We start from the raw sequence: 18114 nt of genomic DNA, 5'->3' as shown, positions 1-18114 counted from the left end.
CTTCTATTCCCTCCTCCCTGATAAAAGTTTTTTTTCGAGTAATTCCATTCCGGCTAAACAGGCTGAGATTAAAAATAGATACGGACTTTTCAACATTTCGAATTCATTCTTCAATTTTTCAATCGGCTCCCGCAAACTACCTAGCAGATTAGCGGAAATTTGCAGGGGGGCAACCGAGGCAAATTCTAATACAACCGGCAAATAATCGGATAGCTCCTCATCTGTCATTTCATAGCCATAGTCCTTATACAATGACTTTAATTCTACTAAAATTTGCCCTCGTTCTCGCTGTTCTCCCGCTTTCAAGTAGCTCAACGAAAGGGAGCAGGCAGGGTTAAAATCAAACAAGTCAACATAATACTGTTCTAAATCATCGATAGAAATATCGCCAATTGCCTTCAAAAAAGAGACAAGCGGAGTCTTGAGCGATGGACTTTCAAATTCCTCGACCTCTTCAACCAGTTCTCTCCATTGCAGCCACCTTTTATCAGGATACTGTAGTAGATAGGAAATCATTTTAAAGGAGTCGCGGACCTCGGTCTCATCTTTTGAGAACATGGAATTCATCATTTGATCCATCATAGCCACCTACTTTACAAGTATTACAGTCAAAGCTATACCCGATTGAACCTTGCTCCCCGTAGAGATTCTGGACGTGTTCCTTATGTGCAGGAGGAATAACAAATCGATCTTCATACTTCGCGATAGCCAGCAAGCGGTACATTTCCTCGATTACTTCCGAGTCCATGCCAATCTTTTTAAGCCGTTGTTCATTTGCTGCTTTTCCTAATGTTTTTGCCCTCATATGATGGCGCATGGTGACCATTTTTTCCAGTACTTCTATAATGATATCGGTGTCTCCGGCTGTAAGCATGTTAGCGAGGTACTCCAGTGGAATTCTCATATGGCTGATCGCCGGAAACATTTCTTCTAACGCACCGTTTGTATCCTTTCCCTCGAACATGGTTGTAAATGGACTTAGCGGCGGAACATACCAAACCATCGGTAATGTCCGATACTCTGGGTGAAGCGGAAGAGCAATTTTATATTTAATCGCCATTTTATAGATAGGTGATTTTCTGGCTGCTTCCAGCCAATCCTCAGAAATGCCGTCCTTTTTCGCCTGTTCGATTACTTCAGGATCATTGGGGTCGAGGAACAAGCTTAACTGCTCCTTGTATAAATCTTTTTCATTTTGGGTGCTTGCCACTTCTTTCACCCTGTCTGCATCATAGAGTAGAACCCCGATATAACGGATACGGCCTGTGCACGTTTCCGAACAAACCGTTGGCAGTCCTGCTTCAATTCTCGGGAAGCAAAACGTACATTTTTCTGCTTTTTGTGTCTCCCAATTGAAATAAACCTTTTTATAAGGGCAGCCTGTCATACAGTATCTCCAGCCCCGGCACTGCTCTTGGTCAACGAGGACAATCCCGTCTTCATCTCTTTTATAAATTGCACCGGAAGGACAGGAGGCGACACAACCAGGATTCAAACAATGCTCACAAATCCGGGGCAGATACGCCATAAACGCTTGTTCAAATTCAAGCTTTACTGACTCTTCAAGCTTCCTGATATTCGGATCTTGCAGTCCCGTTACATGGGCACCTGCAAGGTCATCCTCCCAGTTTGGCCCCCATTCTAGCTCCATTGTATCCCCAGTTAACAGTGATTTCGGCCGGGCAACAGGCTGATGCTTCTTCTGCTGGCTGTTCGTCAGCTTTTCATAATCGTATGTCCATGGCTCATAATATTCATCAATCGTTGGCAGGTCTGGATTGTGAAAGATTTTTCCGAGAGCAAGTTTATTCAGCTTGCTTCCGGATTTTAACTCAAGTTGATTGTTTTTTAATGTCCAGCCCCCTTTGTGCTTCTCCTGATTTTCCCATTCAATCGGATAGCCAACCCCCGGCTTTGTTTCGACATTATTAAACCAGATATACTCGGCCCCCGGACGATTCGTCCATGTGTTTTTACACGTAACACTACAGGTATGACAGCCAATACATTTATCTAGGTTCATTACCATCGCTACTTGTGCTTTAATCTTCAAGCCAAGGCACCTCCTTCATCTTTCTGACAGAAACGTAAAGATCACGTTGGTTTCCGATCGGACCATAATAGTTAAACCCATAGCTAAGCTGTGCATAGCCCCCAATAAGTTGGGTTGGCTTCACATGGATTTTGGTAGGACTGTTATGCGTTCCGCCCCGTTCACGGGTAATCGTCGAACCTGGAGTATTAATGTGCTTATCCTGCGCATGGTACATATACAGCGTTCCTTTTGGCATTTTATGACTTGTTACCGCCCTTGCTGCGACAACGCCATTTCGATTGTAAACTTCGACCCAATCATTGTCTTGAATACCCGCTTTCTCGGCATCCTTTTCACTCATCCATACATGCGGTCCGCCGCGGAAAAGTGTCAGCATCGTTAAATTATCTTGATAGGTGCTGTGAATATTCCATTTCCCGTGCGGTGTTAAATATCTAAGGGTAATTTCATTCTCATGTTTCTCCGGTACTTGATCACGGCTGGAAAAAACCATTTCCGGTAATGTCGGTTTATAAATAGGGAAATTTTCCCCGTATTCAGTGATAATTTCATGGTCAAGATAAAAATGCTGCCGCCCCGTTAATGTTCGGAATGGGACAAAGCGTTCAATATTGGTCGTAAACGGTGAATAGCGTTTATTCCCTTTATTTGACCCGGTGAATATTGGCGTTGGAATCACCTTACGCGGCTGGATAGAAATATCCTGAAAAGTATGATGTACAGATGCTTGGTCCTCTGCGATGTCCTTTAAGGAAAGTCCTGTTTTTGCTTCCTCTGCTTCCCATGCCTTCATAGCCACTTTCCCATTTGTTGCACTAGATAAGGTCATCATCGCTTCCGCTGCCTGTCGTCCTGACTCAATGCTTGGCATGCCATGAGAAATTCCCGCCATTTCGACCGTCCCGTTCATACCCTTCAACTGCTGATATTGCTCTGCCACGGAAAAAGAAATTCCGTGTGCCCCAACAGGATTTTTCTCGACAAGCGGCCCAAGGGCAATAAATTTTTCATATATTTTCCGATAATCGCGTTCTACAAAAATCATTCGCGGCATTGTAACACCCGGCACAGCTTCTACTTCACCTTTTTTCCAATCAAGCACCTTACCAAAAGGCTGAGCTATTTCATCTGGCGTGTCATGCTGGAGCGGGACTGTTACCAGGTCCTTGATTGGTTCCGAGAAATGCTTCTCCGCCATTTCGGAAAATTCCTTGGCAATCCCTTTAAATGTATCCCAATCAGATTGTGCTTCCCAAGGCGGATTAATCGCCGGATTGAATGGATGAACAAACGGATGCATATCAGTACTGCTAATATCATGCTTTTCGTACCAAGTGGCCGCAGGTAAAACAATATCAGAATACAGTGCATTCCCCGCCATTCGGAAATCGATGGAGACAAGGAGATCGAGTTTACCTTCTGCACCCTCAGACCGCCATTTCATTTCCTCCGGCCTCATTGACTGGTTTTCATCTCCCAGGAGCCCATTGGAGGTGCCAAGCAGGTGCTTTAGGAAATATTCATGTCCTTTTCCCGAACTTGAAATTAAATTAGAACGCCAAACAAACAAGTTTCTTGGGAAGTTATCAGGATGATCTGGATCTTCAACCGCAAATTCCATCTTGCCAGTTTTCAACTCATTTACCGCATACTTAATAGCATCCTCTGCCGTTTTGGCCCCTGCTTTTTGCGCATCTTCATATAGATTGATAGAGTTTCGATTAAATTGCGGATAAGAGGGCAGCCAGCCTAATCTTGCGGCGAGAACGTTGTAATCGGCTGAATGCCGGTATCTTGCTTTTTTCACAAGTGGTGAAGCAAGCTCATTCATCTTTGTCTCTTCATAGCGCCATTGATCTGTGGCAAAATAATAGAAAGATGTTGCATTTTGCAGGCGCGGCGGCATCGACCAGTCACGGCCAAAGGCAATCGTTCCCCAGCCTTCCGGGACGCGGCATTTTTCTTGCCCGACATAATGAGCCCATCCACCGCCATTGACGCCCTGTGAACCAGTCAATAACACTAGGTTTAAAATGCTTCGGTAAATGGTGTCACCATTAAACCAGTGGTTAATTCCTGCACCCATGATAATCATGGAACGTCCATTTGTATCGACGGCATTTTGGGCAAATTCTCTAGCGATTTTTACTACCAGCTTTTTATCTATTCCTGTATATTTTTCCTGCCAGGCCGGTGTGTATGGGTGCTGATCTTCATAACTAAATGACTTTCCTTTGCCTAGCTCCTTACGATTCACCCCATAGTGGGCAAGCATAAGATCAAACACTGTCGTAACATATATTTCTTCACCAGATGCTTTTACCACCTTCTTCACGGGAACAGGGCGAGAAACCGTCCTTGTTTGATCGCGGTCAAAAAACGGGAATTCGATGTCAACGATACGGTCTTCCTGGCCAAGAACTGTTAACTCCGGCTCAAACAGATTCCCCTGTTCATCCTCTTGCAACAGGTTCCACTGTCCTTTGTTCCCCCAACGATGACCGATACTACCGTTAGGAATCATAATTTTCCCTGACTGCCTATCGATGATAGCTGTTTTCCATTCTGCATGCGTGAATGGCATTCCTAAGTCACTTGCCGTTAAGAAGCGGTCAGAAACATAAGCTTGCCCGTTCTGTTTAAGCGTAATCAAGTATGGAAGGTCGGTATATTTTTGGGCGTATTCATAAAAGTAATCCGTCTTCTTGTCGACATAAAACTCCTTTAAAATAACATGGGTCATCGCCTGCGCTAACGCAGCATCTTCTCCAGGCTGGATTGGAAGCCAGTCATCCGCAAACTTTACATTTTCCGCATAGTCCGGGCTGACGGTAACCACTTTTGTTCCCTTATAGCGGACCTCTGTCATAAAGTGAGCGTCAGGTGTTCTGGTCATTGGTACATTGGAGCCCCACATCATGATATACCCGGAGTTATACCAGTCGCTGCTCTCTGGAACATCGGTTTGCTCCCCCCAGATTTGTGGGGAGGCTGGCGGCAGATCAGCATACCAGTCATAGAAGCTAAGCATCGGAGCTCCAAGCATCGATAAAAAGCGTGATCCCGCTGCATAACTAACCATTGACATGGCGGGAATAGGAGTAAATCCAGCAATCCGATCAGGTCCGAATCTCTTCGTTGTATAAATAAGCGATGCGGAAATCATTTCATTGACTTCTTCCTTTGTGGCTCGGATGAAGCCACCTTTACCACGGGCAGATTTATACTGCTTTGTCTTTTCAGGATTTTCGACAATACTTGCCCATGCTTTGACCGGATCGTTTTCCTGTTTTAGCGCTTCACGATATAATTTCAGGAGAGCCCCGCGAACATAAGGGTATTTCACACGAAGCGGGCTATACACGTACCAGGAAAAGCTTGCCCCCCGCGGACACCCCCTTGGTTCAAATTCCGGCATATCCGGTCCACAGCTTGGATAATCCGTTTGCTGGTTTTCCCATGTGATGATCCCATCCTTAACAAATACCTTCCAGCTGCACGATCCGGTACAGTTAACGCCATGTGTTGTTCTTACAACCTTATCGTGCGCCCAACGCTGGCGATAGACATTTTCCCATTCCCGGTCTCCGACAGTCAGCTGGCTCCAGCCATCCAAGCTCGTGTCAATTGGTTTAAAATAGCGAAGCTTTTTTAAAAAGCTGCTCGATTTTGTTTTCATTTCAATCCCCTTTCTTCATTTAGTGCATCATTTCAACTGCTTTTTTTACATTGCTGTCAGACTAGTTGGAGATTTCTTGATGCTAGTTTTTTTCCATGCGTGCTGCAGCCAAACCGTGATGGCTAGGGCAGCAATATAGGTTGCTCCAATCCACCAAAAACCGAGGGCATAAGAACCGGTCATTTCTTTAAAAATTCCAAGAATGTTTGGTAAAAAGAAACCACCAAAACCACCTGCTGCACCAACGAATCCTGTGAAAATCCCTACTTCGCGTGGAAATCTTGTCGGGATGACCTGAAAGATTGCTCCGTTTGCAATACCAAAAATGAGCATAGCGATGATAAACAGCGGCAGCGTCACATAAAGGGATGGAAGGAATCCAATCATACAAAGCACTACTGCAGCTAAACCAAACAATCGAATGAGAAGATTGATACCCCCAAGCCGATCGGCAATATACCCGCCAATTGGTCGAACAAAACTCCCAACAAAGACGGTGATGGTCACAAAATCTCCCGCCGCAACTTTACTAATTCCGTATTGATCCACAAAGAAAATCGCAAGATAACTAGTCAAACCAACAAAACCGCCAAATGATAGGCTGTAAAAGAAGCTGAAAATCCATGTTTCCTTAATTTTTACAATGCCAAAGTATTGTGAAAGCTTTTGCGGTTTTGGTGCATTGGGACTGTCTTTTGCAAAAATAACAAAGATGATAAATGCAACAAAAAGCGGGATAAGCGCAAAACCGAACACACTATGCCAGCCAAACGCTTGGGCAATTCTTGGTGCAAACAAGGTTGCCAATACGGTGCCGCTATTTCCCGCACCAGCAATCCCCATCGCAAGTCCTTGATGCTCAGGAGGATACCAGCGGCTGGCAAGTGGCAGAGCAACGGCGAAGCTTGCACCTGCGATCCCGAGTAAAAATCCAAACGCTTGCACTTCCGTTAATGAATTTCCAAACCACCATCCCCAAAAAAGCGGAATCATCGTTAGCAGCATTCCGATCATCCCCATTCGCTTTCCGCCAAAGCGATCGGCAAGCAGGCCCATTGGGATCCTGAGCAGGGATCCACCTAAAACCGGAATCCCAACCATTAACCCCTTCTGTGCTGGTGTCAGTCCGAAATCCTGAACAATAAAAGTGGAAGTGGCCCCTACCATAACCCAGATCATGAAACTAATATCAAAATAGAGAAAGGATGATAGTAATGTTGGCAAATTTCCACTTTTTAAAAAGTTTTTTAAATTCCCCATCTGTTTCACTCCTAATCTTTTTACATCCTGTGTCTTCAACAAATCGGGCTAACATTTCACTTCTGCATTTTTACGAGCGTAGTAGAACCAGCAAATTCCAAGACTAATCACGTAATAAGCAATAAAGAGGTAGAGTGCTAAATTCGCAGAGTTTGAAACCGATATCGACCAACTGAATATCTTTGGAATTAAGAAGGCCCCATATGCAGCAATGGCTGCTGTGAAACCAAGAACTGGTGCCGCCTGCTTTGGTTCAAAAATAATCGGAATCATCCGGAAAGTAGAACCATTGGCGATCCCTGTTGTGAAAAAGAGAATAATAAACATGATTAAAAATCCGGTAAAATTCTTTTCATTTAAGAAGTAAATAACTCCTACCGTTGCCGCAATCATGACGATAATATCCCAAAACGTTACTTTTGCTCCGCCAATCTTATCGGCAATCCAGCCGCCGATTGGCCTGACCGATGCCCCAACCAGCGGTCCTAAAAATGCTAGCTGAAGGGGATTTATTTCCGGAAATTCCGCTTTAATAAGCAATGGAAATGCTGCCGCATAGCCAATAAAGGAGCCAAAGCACATTGTGTATATCCATGACATGATCCAAGTATGCTTATTTTTGAAAATGATGGCTTGTTCCTTAAATGATTGTTTTGCATTTGGGAGATTATCCATTCCAAAAAGGGCGCAGATCGTGACAATGACAATTGGCACTACCCAAATAAAGGCGGCATTTTGAATCCAAACTTCTGTCCCATCCTTCATTAATTGTGAGGAACCGACTATTCCAGCAAATGCCCCCGTCGTGATCACAATCGGTGTTAAGAATTGAACCGCACTTACCCCAAGATTTCCAATTCCCGCATTCATACCATTTGCGGCGCCTTTTAATTTTTTTGGAAAAAAGAAGCTAATATTAGCCATCGATGATGAAAAATTCCCTCCTCCGATTCCGCAAAGAGCCGCTAAAATTGCCATCGTGGTAAAAGATGTATCTGGGTTTTGAACAGCAAAGCCAATTCCGATTGCTGGCAGCAAAAGGGCTGCTGTACTAATCACCGTCCAGTTTTTCCCTCCAAATATCCCCGGCATAAAGGTAAAAAATATTCTCAATGTTGCCCCGACAAGTCCCGGAAGTGCTGCCAAGGTGAAAAGTTCGCTTGATGTAAAATGAAAACCAACATCATTCAGTTTTACTGCTACAACCGACCAAATTTGCCAAACGATAAACGCTAAAAATAGTGCAGGAATCGAAATCCAAAGGTTTCGCTGAGCATGTCGCTTTCCCTCCGATTTCCAGTACTGGCTATTCTCTGGGTCCCAATGTTTAATCCTCTCCATTTCTCTTCATCCTTTCGTTTTTATGATTTCATTGTAAAGGCTTTCAATAACAGTGAATATCAGGGTTACACCTCAGATTAGTAAGGGAAATTACATATTTTCATATCGTGTGTTACTCAAATGTTCACAATTTATTCACTTATGCCAAATACATAAAGAAAACTCGCCGATTGGCGAGCCCCTAAGGGCGAAGACAGAGGCGTAGTTGCCTTATACTTTCCTGGTATTAGCCAAAAAAACCTATCCAGCATTGTGAATAGGTCATAAGAAAGAAATATGAGTCATTATCGGTTACTTGATTCTTGGATTGTATTCCAAAGCTGATCACGTAAAAGCAAGCTTAGAAAAAAGTTCATAGATAAAATCGTTCTTTTATTATCAAAAACCATTTCAATGCTTCCATTGATTTTTCTTACTTCATCAGCAAGGACCGAAAACACTTCTTCAGGAAGTTCCAAGATATGATCTGTTTTAATTTGAATGGCAAATTGCTGTTCAGATTTTAGTTCAATAATTACTTTAACTTTAGAATTATTTTCCGCTCCAAATGCACGCTCAAAAAGAAGGTTGAAGATAGAAATAAGGCTTTGCTGTGCCTCTTCTGACAGCAAGGTTATACGTTGATCTAATAAAATGATTTCAAGCTTATCTCCCCATTTCGACCTCTCCTCCACAAAGTAACGAGAAAGGGAAGACTTTTTTGTTTCCTTTTTTTCATCTGTAGGGGTTCGTTCCGCTTCTCGCTCGAGCATATACAAACTCGAAATCTCGTCCGCTGCATATTTCATCGCTTCAATTTCAATGGTATCAAACCTTCTACGCGTCCTTTGACCAATAAGCAGGACGCCAATCAACTGCGAGTGAAAAAGTAACGGTACAGATGCTGCGGATTTGAGTTCTTCTATGATTAGGATTGGAAATTCTAAAGACTCATCCTGAAGTTCTTCTGGAAAATTTGTGATAATAAATTCTCGCTTTGTTTTTAACGTTCGCCCGCAAATCCCTTTGCCACTTCTAACAACAATACTTGTATAGCGGTTGTTTAAGGAACCAATGGCTAAGCGCCAACGGAATTCAAGATTAAGAGGATCATAAAAGGCAATCGCAGAAAAATCTACCTTTAGTTCAGAAACAAGTGATTGAAGTTTTAACTCTAGTATTTCTTTTAATCCTACTTTTTGATTTGTCATCGTCCTCACCTAATTATCTAAAAGACCTCTTTTTAATGCAAACTGCACTAAGTCTCTTCTTGTCGTTAGTTTAAGTTTTTCCATAATTTTCGATTTATGTGTTTCGACGGTTCTCGGACTAATATTGAGAAGTTCTCCGGTTTCTTTGTTTGTATAACCTTTTGCCACAAGGCTGCAAATCTCTTTTTCACGTTCAGATAGAAGATCAAAGGAATCATTGTATTCTTCTCCTGTATCATGAAATACATGCTCGATTACTCTTTTCTGGGCATTTGGATAAAGATAGGCCTGCCCGGAATGCACTTGTCGAATAGCCGTCACCAGCTCTTGCCCAAGTGATGATTTCAATAAAAAACCGGACGCTCCCGCTCTTAATGCCCTAAATAGAGAATCCGGATCGTCATGCATCGATAAAATGAGAACCTTGATATCCGGGAAGTTTTGCACGAGTTCACTCGTAGTTGGCAGACCGTCTCTCCCGTTTGGCATGCTTAAGTCCATGATGACCACGTCTGGGTTAACCTTAGGGATTTTTAGCAGTGCTTCATTTCCTTCGGCAGCTTCCCCAATGACAATCATATCTGATTGAGCATTCAATAATAAGTTCAGACCATCACGAACAACGGCATGATCATCCACTAAAAAGATCCGAATTTTATTCATTGTTTACCACCTTTATCCAATCGGAATAATTACTTGAATCTGTGTTCCCTTGCCAATTTCAGAGACAATCGAAAAATCCCCCCCTAAAATAGAGGCTCGCTCTTCCATACTATAGATTCCGACCCCTTTTCGATTCGAGGGATTGAGTTCAAATCCTTTCCCAAAATCAGAAATCGATAGGAATACTTTGTCTGAAGGCTTATCAACATCAATGACAATATCAATCCGCTCCGCACTAGAATACTTTGCCGCGTTAATCAAAGCTTCTTGGGCAATTCGATACAAAGCTGTTTCAATGGACGACGGCAGACGCTGATTACACCCTTTATAGGTAAAATTTATTTGCATGCCAAATCGGTTGCCAAAATCTCGGATAAAGTTCTTTAAAGTAACAATAAGTCCATGGTCATCAAGGGTGGAAGGACGTAATTCAGAGGATAAATTTCGAACATCTTCTATCGTTTGGGTAATCATTCGTTGATGTTTTTCAAGCTGAGTATCCAGTTCGTTATTATTTTTGGAAATAGACTTGATGAATTCTGCTTGTAAGAGTATTCCGAATAATGATTGCCCAATTCCATCGTGGAGTTCCCTTGATATGAGCTTTCTCTCTCTTTCTTGAGCTTGAAAAATAGAGTGGGTAATCATTTTTTCAATTTTTTTTTGTTCCTCTTTTCGTTTTTCACTAATCTTTTGCAGACCAATGACCGTCCCTTTTTCATTCTCAGGGGTTGTATAATATGAAATAGTCGCTTGTACAGGAATAAGTTCTTTATAAGATTTAATATACAATTCTACTGGATTTTCTTGGTCATTATTCAAAAAGCACTTGGACACATCACAAATTTTCTCGGTACCTGGAAAGGTGGAACAAACATCACAAAAATTAACAACATCTTTATTCTGAAGATGAAGAAGATCCTTTCCGGCATCGTTTAGACTGATAATGTTTTTATTTTTATCAAGAATGAAAATGCTTTGTGTACTATTTTTGATTACTGCAATAATTTGTTCTTGTTTAGACAGTAATTTTCTCTCTTGAATAAAAATAATCATAAAAAAAACAGTAATAATGATGAAGACGAAAAAAAATAACGGCAATTTATCTAAATAATGAATGTCAACATGAAGCATAGATACTAAAGATTGCACGATAATCAGTGAAACTATCATGCTGATCAGACCATTTTTCATGAGAAATAAATAAAATGATCTGTTAGGGACCCGATTACCTGAATTCATAACACTCCCCCTCGTTTAGTTTCAACTTCCTACATAAAATAAAACCTAGCGTAGTTACCTATCCTGTGTAGAAACTGTTCCTCTTCTTTATTATTACAGTTTGCTAAGCTTGTTGCTCTGTGACTCATATCACATTTCACCTATCCGATTCTTACTATCTTGTGAACATAAGTGGAGGTAGCAGGAAAAGCTGGAAATTTCCTTTGTGTGTCCGAATGCGAGGCTCATTCGGACAGGTCTAGCTGGAAATTTCCTTTGTTTGTCCGAATACGACGCTCATTCGGACAGGTCTAGCTGGAAGTTTCCTTGCCTTGTCCGAATACGACGCTCATTCGGACAGGATTAGCTGGAAGTTTCCTTTGTTTGTCCGAATGCGAGGCTCATTCGGACAGGTCTAGCTGGAAGTTTCCTTGCCTTGTCCGAATACGACGCTCATTCGGACAGGATTAGCAGGAAGTTTCCTTGCCTTGTCCGAATACGAGGCTTATTCGGACAGGATTAGCAGGAAGTTTCCTTGCCTTGTCCGAATACGACGCTCATTCGGACAGGTCTAGCTTGAAGTTTCCTTGCCTTGTCCGAATGCGAGGCTTATTCGGACAGGTCTAGCTTGAAGTTACCTTGCCTTGTCCGAATACGAGGCTCATTCGGACAGGTCTAGCTGGAATTTTCCTTTGTTTGTCTGAATCCACGACTTTTTCGGACAGGTTTTGAACCTGACAAGTAATCCAGTAGGGAGGTACCTGGCTTTTTGTTTAAAAATCATTAAGTTTTTGAACTGCTAAACTGCTCCCTTCAATAAAAGTGTGTCATTTCTAACACCAACGTGTCTAGAGAATCGGAAAATTCCTTTGTTTAAAAGAAAAATAGCGTGAGTCAATTCTCACACTATTTTATGTGTCACTTATGCACCCGAAAACGGAACCCTTTAGATTTATCCCGCACGTCATAATTGGCTATTCTATTAATCTCAAAATACAAACATTGCAATCATGCGGGATATCATACGATTCTTGTTCAGGTAAGGAAGTGAACAATTCTTCCAATGCCTGCTTTCGAACTGCCTCATCTAATCCGGCAAGCCAAGAGATCGATTCTACTCGTTCGATCCACTCATTCTTCGAAAAACTAACCGAGTAATTCAATGTATAAAAATCCCTCAATTCAAAACCGCCTTGGTGCCATTCCTCAAACCATTCAACGGGAAAGCCATTAATCCGCTGCTTGGAATCTGCCTTCGCCCCAGCAGGCTTTAAGCCGTCACCCACATATTTTGCAAGAACCTCAAATGTCTTTTCCACTACCGCTACACCTGGTAGAAAACCAGAATCAATCACAATAAACGTCCCTTTTGCCTTTAAAATCCGCTTCATTTCCAAAATTGCCTTCGGACGGTCGAACCAATGCCATGCCCTCATCACCGTTACAATATCAACTTGTGAATCTTCTAGGCCGGTAGCTTCTGCCGAACCTTGTTGATAAGGAATCGCAAAATTCTTCGTTTGATTTAACCCCTTAGCCTGTGCCAACAATTCTTGAGATGGCTCAATTCCAATCACATCGGCTTTTCTCATCGCCATTTTCCGCGTTAATGCACCTGTTCCGGCTCCGATATCAGCGATCTTTTTCCCTTCAAAAAAAATATTGCGCAGCTTTAGGCTATCCATCAATGTTACGGGAATATCTTCTCTTGAACGAGCATAGCTATTAGCAACTTGGCCAAAATCAACTTGTTTCATTTCTGGCGCTCCCTTTTCTTCCGAATAGTGAGAATTCAACAAAATAATACCATTTTTTTATGATAAAATGCTATTAGAAAATAATTGAGAGGAAGTGATTCATTTGTATTGGTTGTTGCTTCTTGCTTCCTACTTAATTGGAAGCATCCCCACTGCCCTAATTGTGGGCAAGCTGGTCTTTGGTATCGATATCCGCGACCACGGCAGCAAAAATCCCGGTGCAACTAACACCCTGAGGGTTCTCGGAAAAAAGTCCGCCATGTTCGTGCTGCTCGTCGATTTTGCAAAAGGAGCCCTGGCAGCTTACCTGCCAATCTATTTTAACCTTGAGGCGGAACCGCTGTTTTTTGGACTTATGGCTGTTGTCGGCCATTGCTATCCCATTTTTGCAGGCTTCAGAGGCGGAAAAGCAATTGCAACAACCGCAGGTGCGCTATTGATTGCAAACTTTCCATTACTAGTAATTGCTTATGTAACCTTCTTTTTAGTTATCTTTTTATCAAAATATGTGTTCTTTGGTTCCATTTCAGTTGGACTCAGTATGCTCATCTATGCATTCATTTCGCCTAAGCTCGAATTAGAACTTATCTTTTTATTATTTTCATTCTTTTTAATCTATCTGCACCGCTCAAACATCCGTAACTTCATTCTTGGCGTCGAACCGAAAATCAATGATAAAAATTTGATTAACGATCGGATTCCGCCAAAAAATAGCGGATTTTAAAGAAATCTCGCCGGTTGATGAAGACAGAGGCGTAGTTGCACTTATACTTAATTCTTAGAATTGGCAACTACGTCGAGCACTCTTCCTCGCTGCCAATTTATACTTTCTTAACGTGTAAAAAAATTCCCGGCGGAAACTTCCACCGGGAATCTTTTTTATTTTAGAAGAGCAGCGATTATACTTTTTGCAACAGTTTGCCAAATAACCGCATCTGTCTGATACGCCGCCACAAGCTGCTTATACATTTCAATTTGCTTTTCTTGGAAATCCTCTGCATCTTTCTCTGGCAGGGCAGCACGCCTTTCCACCACAAGTGCCTGTATTTCAGGCGCCCTTGGCCCCCATACGGCTACTTCACTACCCTCTTCATTTAGAAAAATAAAAATAGGTATTGCTCGTGACGTACCATTCGTTAAGTATTGATCCATTAACTCGAGATTTTGATCACGGAGAACAAAACGCAGTTCTATCCCCGCCGCTTCGGCTATCCTCATCAAAATCGGGTTGTTCAGCAGCGCATCCCCGCACCAATCTTCAGTTAGCACAATCGCTCGCAGGCTTTGTGTTCTTAAAGCCTCCAGCTTGCTTTTATCTTCAGCAGTCAAGGAAAACTGCTCATAAATCGATAGCATTTCCTCTTTATTTTGCGTCATTGAGTTGATGTACTCTTCCGCGGTCAATCCTTTTTGAAACCAAGCATTTAAATCCATCCCACAGCACCCCTTTCATTTTCCTTTATAATAATCGTTTCAACCACACGTTACAAAAGAACTGCTTTTGTTCATTTTCCGTTATTATTCTACAAGTATTTTTTCCTATTTCAAAAAAGCAATATTTTTACACTAGAAATATAAGAATTTAATTGATAGAATATTTTATATAGAGAAAATATTATTTAAATTATTTTCTTTCCATAACAAAGGGGGTAAGAATATGTCCAATGTTTCACTACAACTGGTTTCGATTGGAATCTACATTGCCATGATGTTATTCATCGGCTGGTATTCCTACCGAAAAACTAGCAATCTGACGGATTACATGCTTGGGGGAAGGTCGTTAGGGCCTGCTGTAACCGCCTTGAGTGCTGGCGCCGCCGACATGAGCGGCTGGCTTTTAATGGGCTTGCCTGGGGGCATTTATGTAAGCGGTTTAGCAGACGCTTGGATTGCCATCGGCCTGACAATTGGTGCATATCTAAACTGGCTCTTGGTCGCACCTCGCCTGCGTTCGTATACACAGGTTGCAAATGACTCCATTACGATTCCAAGCTATCTTGAAAACCGCTTTAAAGACAACACGAAACTACTCCGCATTGTTTCAGGTATTGTAATTCTTCTATTCTTTACATTCTATGTTTCCTCGGGGATGGTTTCAGGAGCGGTATTCTTTAAAAGCTCCTTTGGCACAAGCTACCATACAGGACTATTCATCGTTGGCGGCGTTGTCGTTGCCTACACCTTATTTGGCGGGTTTTTAGCGGTTAGCTATACCGACTTTATTCAAGGCTTAATGATGCTGATTGCCCTGTTACTTGTTCCTGCGATTGGAATTTTCTACACTGGCGGTCCAGCCGAAACATTTGAAACGATTCGAGCAATCGATTCTACTAAACTTGACCTATTAAAAGGAACATCTTTTATTGGAATTGTTTCAGCGATGGCATGGGGGCTCGGCTATTTTGGACAGCCGCATATCATTGTTCGCTTTATGGCCATCAAAACAATCAAAGAAACAAAAAGCGCACGCCGAATTGGAATGGGCTGGATGATTTTCTCACTGTTAGGGACTATTTTTACCGCCTTGATCGGTCTTGCCTTTTTCAAACAAAATCCACAATATACGCTAGATGATCCTGAAGCTGTATTCATTCAACTAGGGCAAATCTTGTTTCACCCAATCTTCGCCGGCTTTGTCTTAGCTGCGATTCTAGCGGCGATTATGAGCACCATCTCTTCACAGTTAATCGTGACTTCTAGTGCACTTGTTGAAGATTTATACAAAATGGTAGTGAACAAAAATGCGAAGGATAAACAGCTTGTCTTTTTAGGAAGAATGGCTGTCTTGATCGTCGCTATCGTGGCTGCTGCTCTAGCATTCAAGCAAAATAACACAATATTAGACCTCGTAGCTTATGCGTGGGCAGGCTTCGGAGCATCCTTTGGCCCGATCATTTTATTAAGTTTATTTTGGAAAAAGATTACGAACTGGGGCGCCTTGTTCGGCATGATTGTCGGTGCTGTTACCGTTATCGTCTGGAAAAATGGCGACCTTGGTAAAGTATTTTTCGGTGAATCACTTTATGAAATCGTTCCAGGATTTGTTCTCAACCTGCTTGTTGCTGTTATTGTCAGCTTAATCACCTATAAGAAGAATGAGGCGATTGAGAAGGAATTTAATGAGAGTGTCCGCTTATTAAAACAGGAATAGGTGTTAGAAAACGCTCGGATTTTTAAATCCGAGCGTTTCTTTATTGCGCCATATCTCTTGCCAATCCTGCTATCTTCATAACCGTTTTCCAGTTTCGCACTGTCACCGGAACGCCTAGTTTAGGAAGCTGAGTCACAAGCTTAGAATCTAGGATACTCTTACGGAAAAAAAAATACACCTCTTTTCCCATGATTAAAAAATCTTCCATTTGACTTTTATACGAACTCAATTGATTGATGCTTTCCTCTGAAGGGGCGTCTGCAAGAAAGGCTATTTGGACACTCTCCCCTTCCTTTAATGAATCTGTCGAGAAAGGACAGTCCCGGATAATCTGTTCAAACTCCTCCGCCGTTCTTAAAACAACCGGTACCGGAAAACCAAATGTCTTACCTATTTCCTCTTCCATTCGTTGGCTTAGTTGTTTCGCCTCCTCATCCGATTCAAATAATACATTCCCACTTTGAATATAGGTTCTCACATTCTGTAAGCCCATCATTTCCAATAAACTTCTCAAATCTGCCATTTTAATTTTATGATGCCCGCCAACATTGATTCCCCGTAATAGCGCAATGTAAATAGTCATTTATGTACCTCACTTTATTTATTTCTCTTTCTCTAAATCTTACCATTTTTAAGCCAATATAAACTCTATTCATTACCAAAAAACTACTAGTTTCGTTTTTTCAAAACCAATCAAACGTTTGGTTAATTAAAATGCTTCCAAATATGAAAAGTGTCCCCGTTAAAGAAGGAGAATAAGAAATAGTTGAAGAACAGTTAATGGAAAAAGAACTTAAATGGAGGTATAAAATGATGGTTCCACAAAGAGTAAGCCTGCTTACATTAGGTGCAATTGATTTACCTGTTCTTCGTGCGTTTTACAAATCGCTAGGCTGGGAGGAAACCGACTTTAGCTCTGATCAATACTCTGTCTTTAAAACGGCGGGTGTCCTGCTTTCATTGTTTCCGATTGCCGAGTTAGCCAAGGATGCCGGCATTGAACTTCCGACATCACCTGAAACCTTTCGCGCTGTGACCTTTGCGATTAACGTTGAGAAACCGGAACAAGTTGACTCAACCATTGAAGAAATACGTAAAGCTGGCGGGAAAATATTACGAGAACCAAGTGATGCCTTTTGGGGCGGACGCACCGCCTATTTTGCCGACCCTGAAAACAATCTATGGGAAGTTGCCTGGAATCCAAGCTCTATCTTTGATGAGCACGGGGCGATGATTGCGTTTTAATCTATCCGAGAGGGTATCTAAAGATTTTTTAGATACCCTTTATTTTTGTGTTTTTTTAAAATTACCTGATTTCTTGCATTTTCTACCATCTAGTTTCCGACAAATTTCTTAGTAGATTTATGAAGAAAAGTCCAATATAACAAGGATTGTTGCATTTTTAATCAAACGTTTGGTTAGTTTCGAAAAAAACTAATCAAATGTTTGATTAAAAATGGGGTGAGTGTTTATCAATAAAGAATTTCCATCGGAATTGAAAAGAATACTGTCGAAAATCAGGAGGGTGTTTATAGTTTAATCCGCGAATGATAGCGAAAAGCAGCTCATTTTAGCTAATATTGCACACTTCGACAAGTATTCCCATGTTTTCTTATTAAACAAACGTTTAATTAACAATGGAGTAACTCCTTATTAAGCTTGGTTTTTTCCCGGGAAATTGTTAAAAAAGATGTCGAACAATGCTCGACTTTTTTCTCATAAAGAAAACTCGACGATTGGCGGAGTTGTACATTATGCCATGAAAGTTACACTTTCCTATCGGCACAAAAAAGCTG

The 18114-nt window shown here is 41.8% G+C and carries 14 protein-coding genes; 3 read left to right on the top strand and 11 right to left on the bottom strand.

Annotation, left to right across the window (positions count from 1 at the left end; genetic code table 11):
- Positions 1-3: 3 nt before the first annotated feature.
- The 9 genes from narJ to QNH20_RS02750 all read right to left on the bottom strand — a co-directional run bounded on the left by narJ (position 4) and on the right by QNH20_RS02750 (position 13167).
- On the bottom strand, positions 4-570 hold the full coding sequence (narJ, locus tag QNH20_RS02790) for a nitrate reductase molybdenum cofactor assembly chaperone (RefSeq protein ID WP_283921410.1): 567 nt from the start codon (positions 568-570) through the stop codon (positions 4-6).
- Positions 542-2053 carry a nitrate reductase subunit beta gene (gene narH, locus QNH20_RS02785; protein WP_481858026.1) on the bottom strand — a complete coding sequence of 504 codons (1512 nt, stop codon included), beginning with the start codon at positions 2051-2053 and terminating at the stop codon, positions 542-544. The genes narJ and narH overlap by 29 nt, the downstream gene beginning before the upstream one ends.
- Positions 2043-5735: a nitrate reductase subunit alpha gene (locus QNH20_RS02780; protein WP_283921409.1), complete on the bottom strand. Its 3693-nt coding sequence runs from the start codon at positions 5733-5735 to the stop codon at positions 2043-2045. Before QNH20_RS02780 ends, narH begins: the two co-directional genes overlap by 11 nt.
- Positions 5736-5780: 45 nt before the next feature.
- Positions 5781-6995, bottom strand: coding sequence for a nitrate/nitrite transporter (locus tag QNH20_RS02775; RefSeq protein WP_283921408.1), 1215 nt, complete (start codon positions 6993-6995; stop codon positions 5781-5783).
- Between the two features lie 48 nt (positions 6996-7043).
- Positions 7044-8336 carry a NarK family nitrate/nitrite MFS transporter gene (locus QNH20_RS02770; protein ID WP_283921407.1) on the bottom strand — a complete coding sequence of 431 codons (1293 nt, stop codon included), beginning with the start codon at positions 8334-8336 and terminating at the stop codon, positions 7044-7046.
- A 284-nt stretch (positions 8337-8620) separates the two neighbouring features.
- Positions 8621-9526, bottom strand: coding sequence for a GAF domain-containing protein (locus QNH20_RS02765; protein ID WP_283921406.1), 906 nt, complete (start codon positions 9524-9526; stop codon positions 8621-8623).
- 9 nt (positions 9527-9535) lie between these two features.
- Entirely contained in the window at positions 9536-10189 is a 654-nt protein-coding gene (locus QNH20_RS02760; RefSeq protein ID WP_283921405.1) for a response regulator transcription factor, read from the bottom strand.
- A gap of 12 nt (positions 10190-10201) precedes the next feature.
- Positions 10202-11431 (bottom strand): sensor histidine kinase, encoded by a 1230-nt coding sequence (locus QNH20_RS02755; RefSeq protein ID WP_283921404.1) that lies wholly within the window; start codon positions 11429-11431, stop codon positions 10202-10204.
- Between the two features lie 953 nt (positions 11432-12384).
- Positions 12385-13167 carry a class I SAM-dependent methyltransferase gene (locus QNH20_RS02750; RefSeq protein ID WP_283921403.1) on the bottom strand — a complete coding sequence of 261 codons (783 nt, stop codon included), beginning with the start codon at positions 13165-13167 and terminating at the stop codon, positions 12385-12387.
- A 103-nt stretch (positions 13168-13270) separates the two neighbouring features.
- Between QNH20_RS02750 and plsY the strand changes: the two genes are divergently transcribed.
- Positions 13271-13891, top strand: coding sequence for a glycerol-3-phosphate 1-O-acyltransferase PlsY (gene plsY, locus QNH20_RS02745; RefSeq protein WP_283921402.1), 621 nt, complete (start codon positions 13271-13273; stop codon positions 13889-13891).
- A 155-nt stretch (positions 13892-14046) separates the two neighbouring features.
- Here the strand turns inward: plsY and QNH20_RS02740 are convergent, their stop codons facing one another.
- Entirely contained in the window at positions 14047-14601 is a 555-nt protein-coding gene (locus tag QNH20_RS02740) for a thioredoxin family protein (RefSeq protein WP_283921401.1), read from the bottom strand.
- Between the two features lie 223 nt (positions 14602-14824).
- On the opposite strand from QNH20_RS02740, the gene putP reads away from it, so the two are divergent.
- Positions 14825-16318, top strand: coding sequence for a sodium/proline symporter PutP (gene putP / locus QNH20_RS02735; protein WP_283921400.1), 1494 nt, complete (start codon positions 14825-14827; stop codon positions 16316-16318).
- A 40-nt stretch (positions 16319-16358) separates the two neighbouring features.
- On the opposite strand, the gene QNH20_RS02730 is transcribed toward putP, so the two are convergent.
- Entirely contained in the window at positions 16359-16901 is a 543-nt protein-coding gene (locus QNH20_RS02730; RefSeq protein ID WP_283921399.1) for a DUF1697 domain-containing protein, read from the bottom strand.
- Positions 16902-17128: 227 nt separating this feature from the next.
- Between QNH20_RS02730 and QNH20_RS02725 the strand changes: the two genes are divergently transcribed.
- The gene (locus QNH20_RS02725; protein ID WP_283921398.1) at positions 17129-17563 is read left to right on the top strand and encodes a VOC family protein; all 435 of its coding nucleotides are present in this window, start codon (positions 17129-17131) and stop codon (positions 17561-17563) included.
- The last annotated feature ends 551 nt before the right edge of the window (positions 17564-18114 follow it).

The sequence above is a fragment of the Neobacillus sp. WH10 genome (genome assembly GCF_030123405.1).
Lineage (GTDB): Bacteria > Bacillota > Bacilli > Bacillales > Cytobacillaceae > Neobacillus.
This window is presented reverse-complemented; position numbering and strand designations above follow the sequence as displayed.

Bases quoted from the DNA above. Each gene is read 5' to 3' on its own strand.
- narJ (WP_283921410.1), bottom strand. From the start codon at position 570: ATGATGAATTCCATGTTCTCAAAAGATGAGACCGAGGTCCGCGACTCC.
- QNH20_RS02780 (WP_283921409.1), bottom strand. From the start codon at position 5,735: ATGAAAACAAAATCGAGCAGCTTTTTAAAAAAGCTTCGCTATTTTAAA.
- QNH20_RS02775 (WP_283921408.1), bottom strand. From the start codon at position 6,995: ATGGGGAATTTAAAAAACTTTTTAAAAAGTGGAAATTTGCCAACATTA.
- QNH20_RS02770 (WP_283921407.1), bottom strand. From the start codon at position 8,336: ATGGAGAGGATTAAACATTGGGACCCAGAGAATAGCCAGTACTGGAAA.
- QNH20_RS02765 (WP_283921406.1), bottom strand. From the start codon at position 9,526: ATGACAAATCAAAAAGTAGGATTAAAAGAAATACTAGAGTTAAAACTT.
- QNH20_RS02760 (WP_283921405.1), bottom strand. From the start codon at position 10,189: ATGAATAAAATTCGGATCTTTTTAGTGGATGATCATGCCGTTGTTCGT.
- QNH20_RS02755 (WP_283921404.1), bottom strand. From the start codon at position 11,431: ATGAATTCAGGTAATCGGGTCCCTAACAGATCATTTTATTTATTTCTC.
- QNH20_RS02750 (WP_283921403.1), bottom strand. From the start codon at position 13,167: ATGAAACAAGTTGATTTTGGCCAAGTTGCTAATAGCTATGCTCGTTCA.
- QNH20_RS02740 (WP_283921401.1), bottom strand. From the start codon at position 14,601: ATGGATTTAAATGCTTGGTTTCAAAAAGGATTGACCGCGGAAGAGTAC.
- putP (WP_283921400.1), top strand. From the start codon at position 14,825: ATGTCCAATGTTTCACTACAACTGGTTTCGATTGGAATCTACATTGCC.
- QNH20_RS02730 (WP_283921399.1), bottom strand. From the start codon at position 16,901: ATGACTATTTACATTGCGCTATTACGGGGAATCAATGTTGGCGGGCAT.
- QNH20_RS02725 (WP_283921398.1), top strand. From the start codon at position 17,129: ATGATGGTTCCACAAAGAGTAAGCCTGCTTACATTAGGTGCAATTGAT.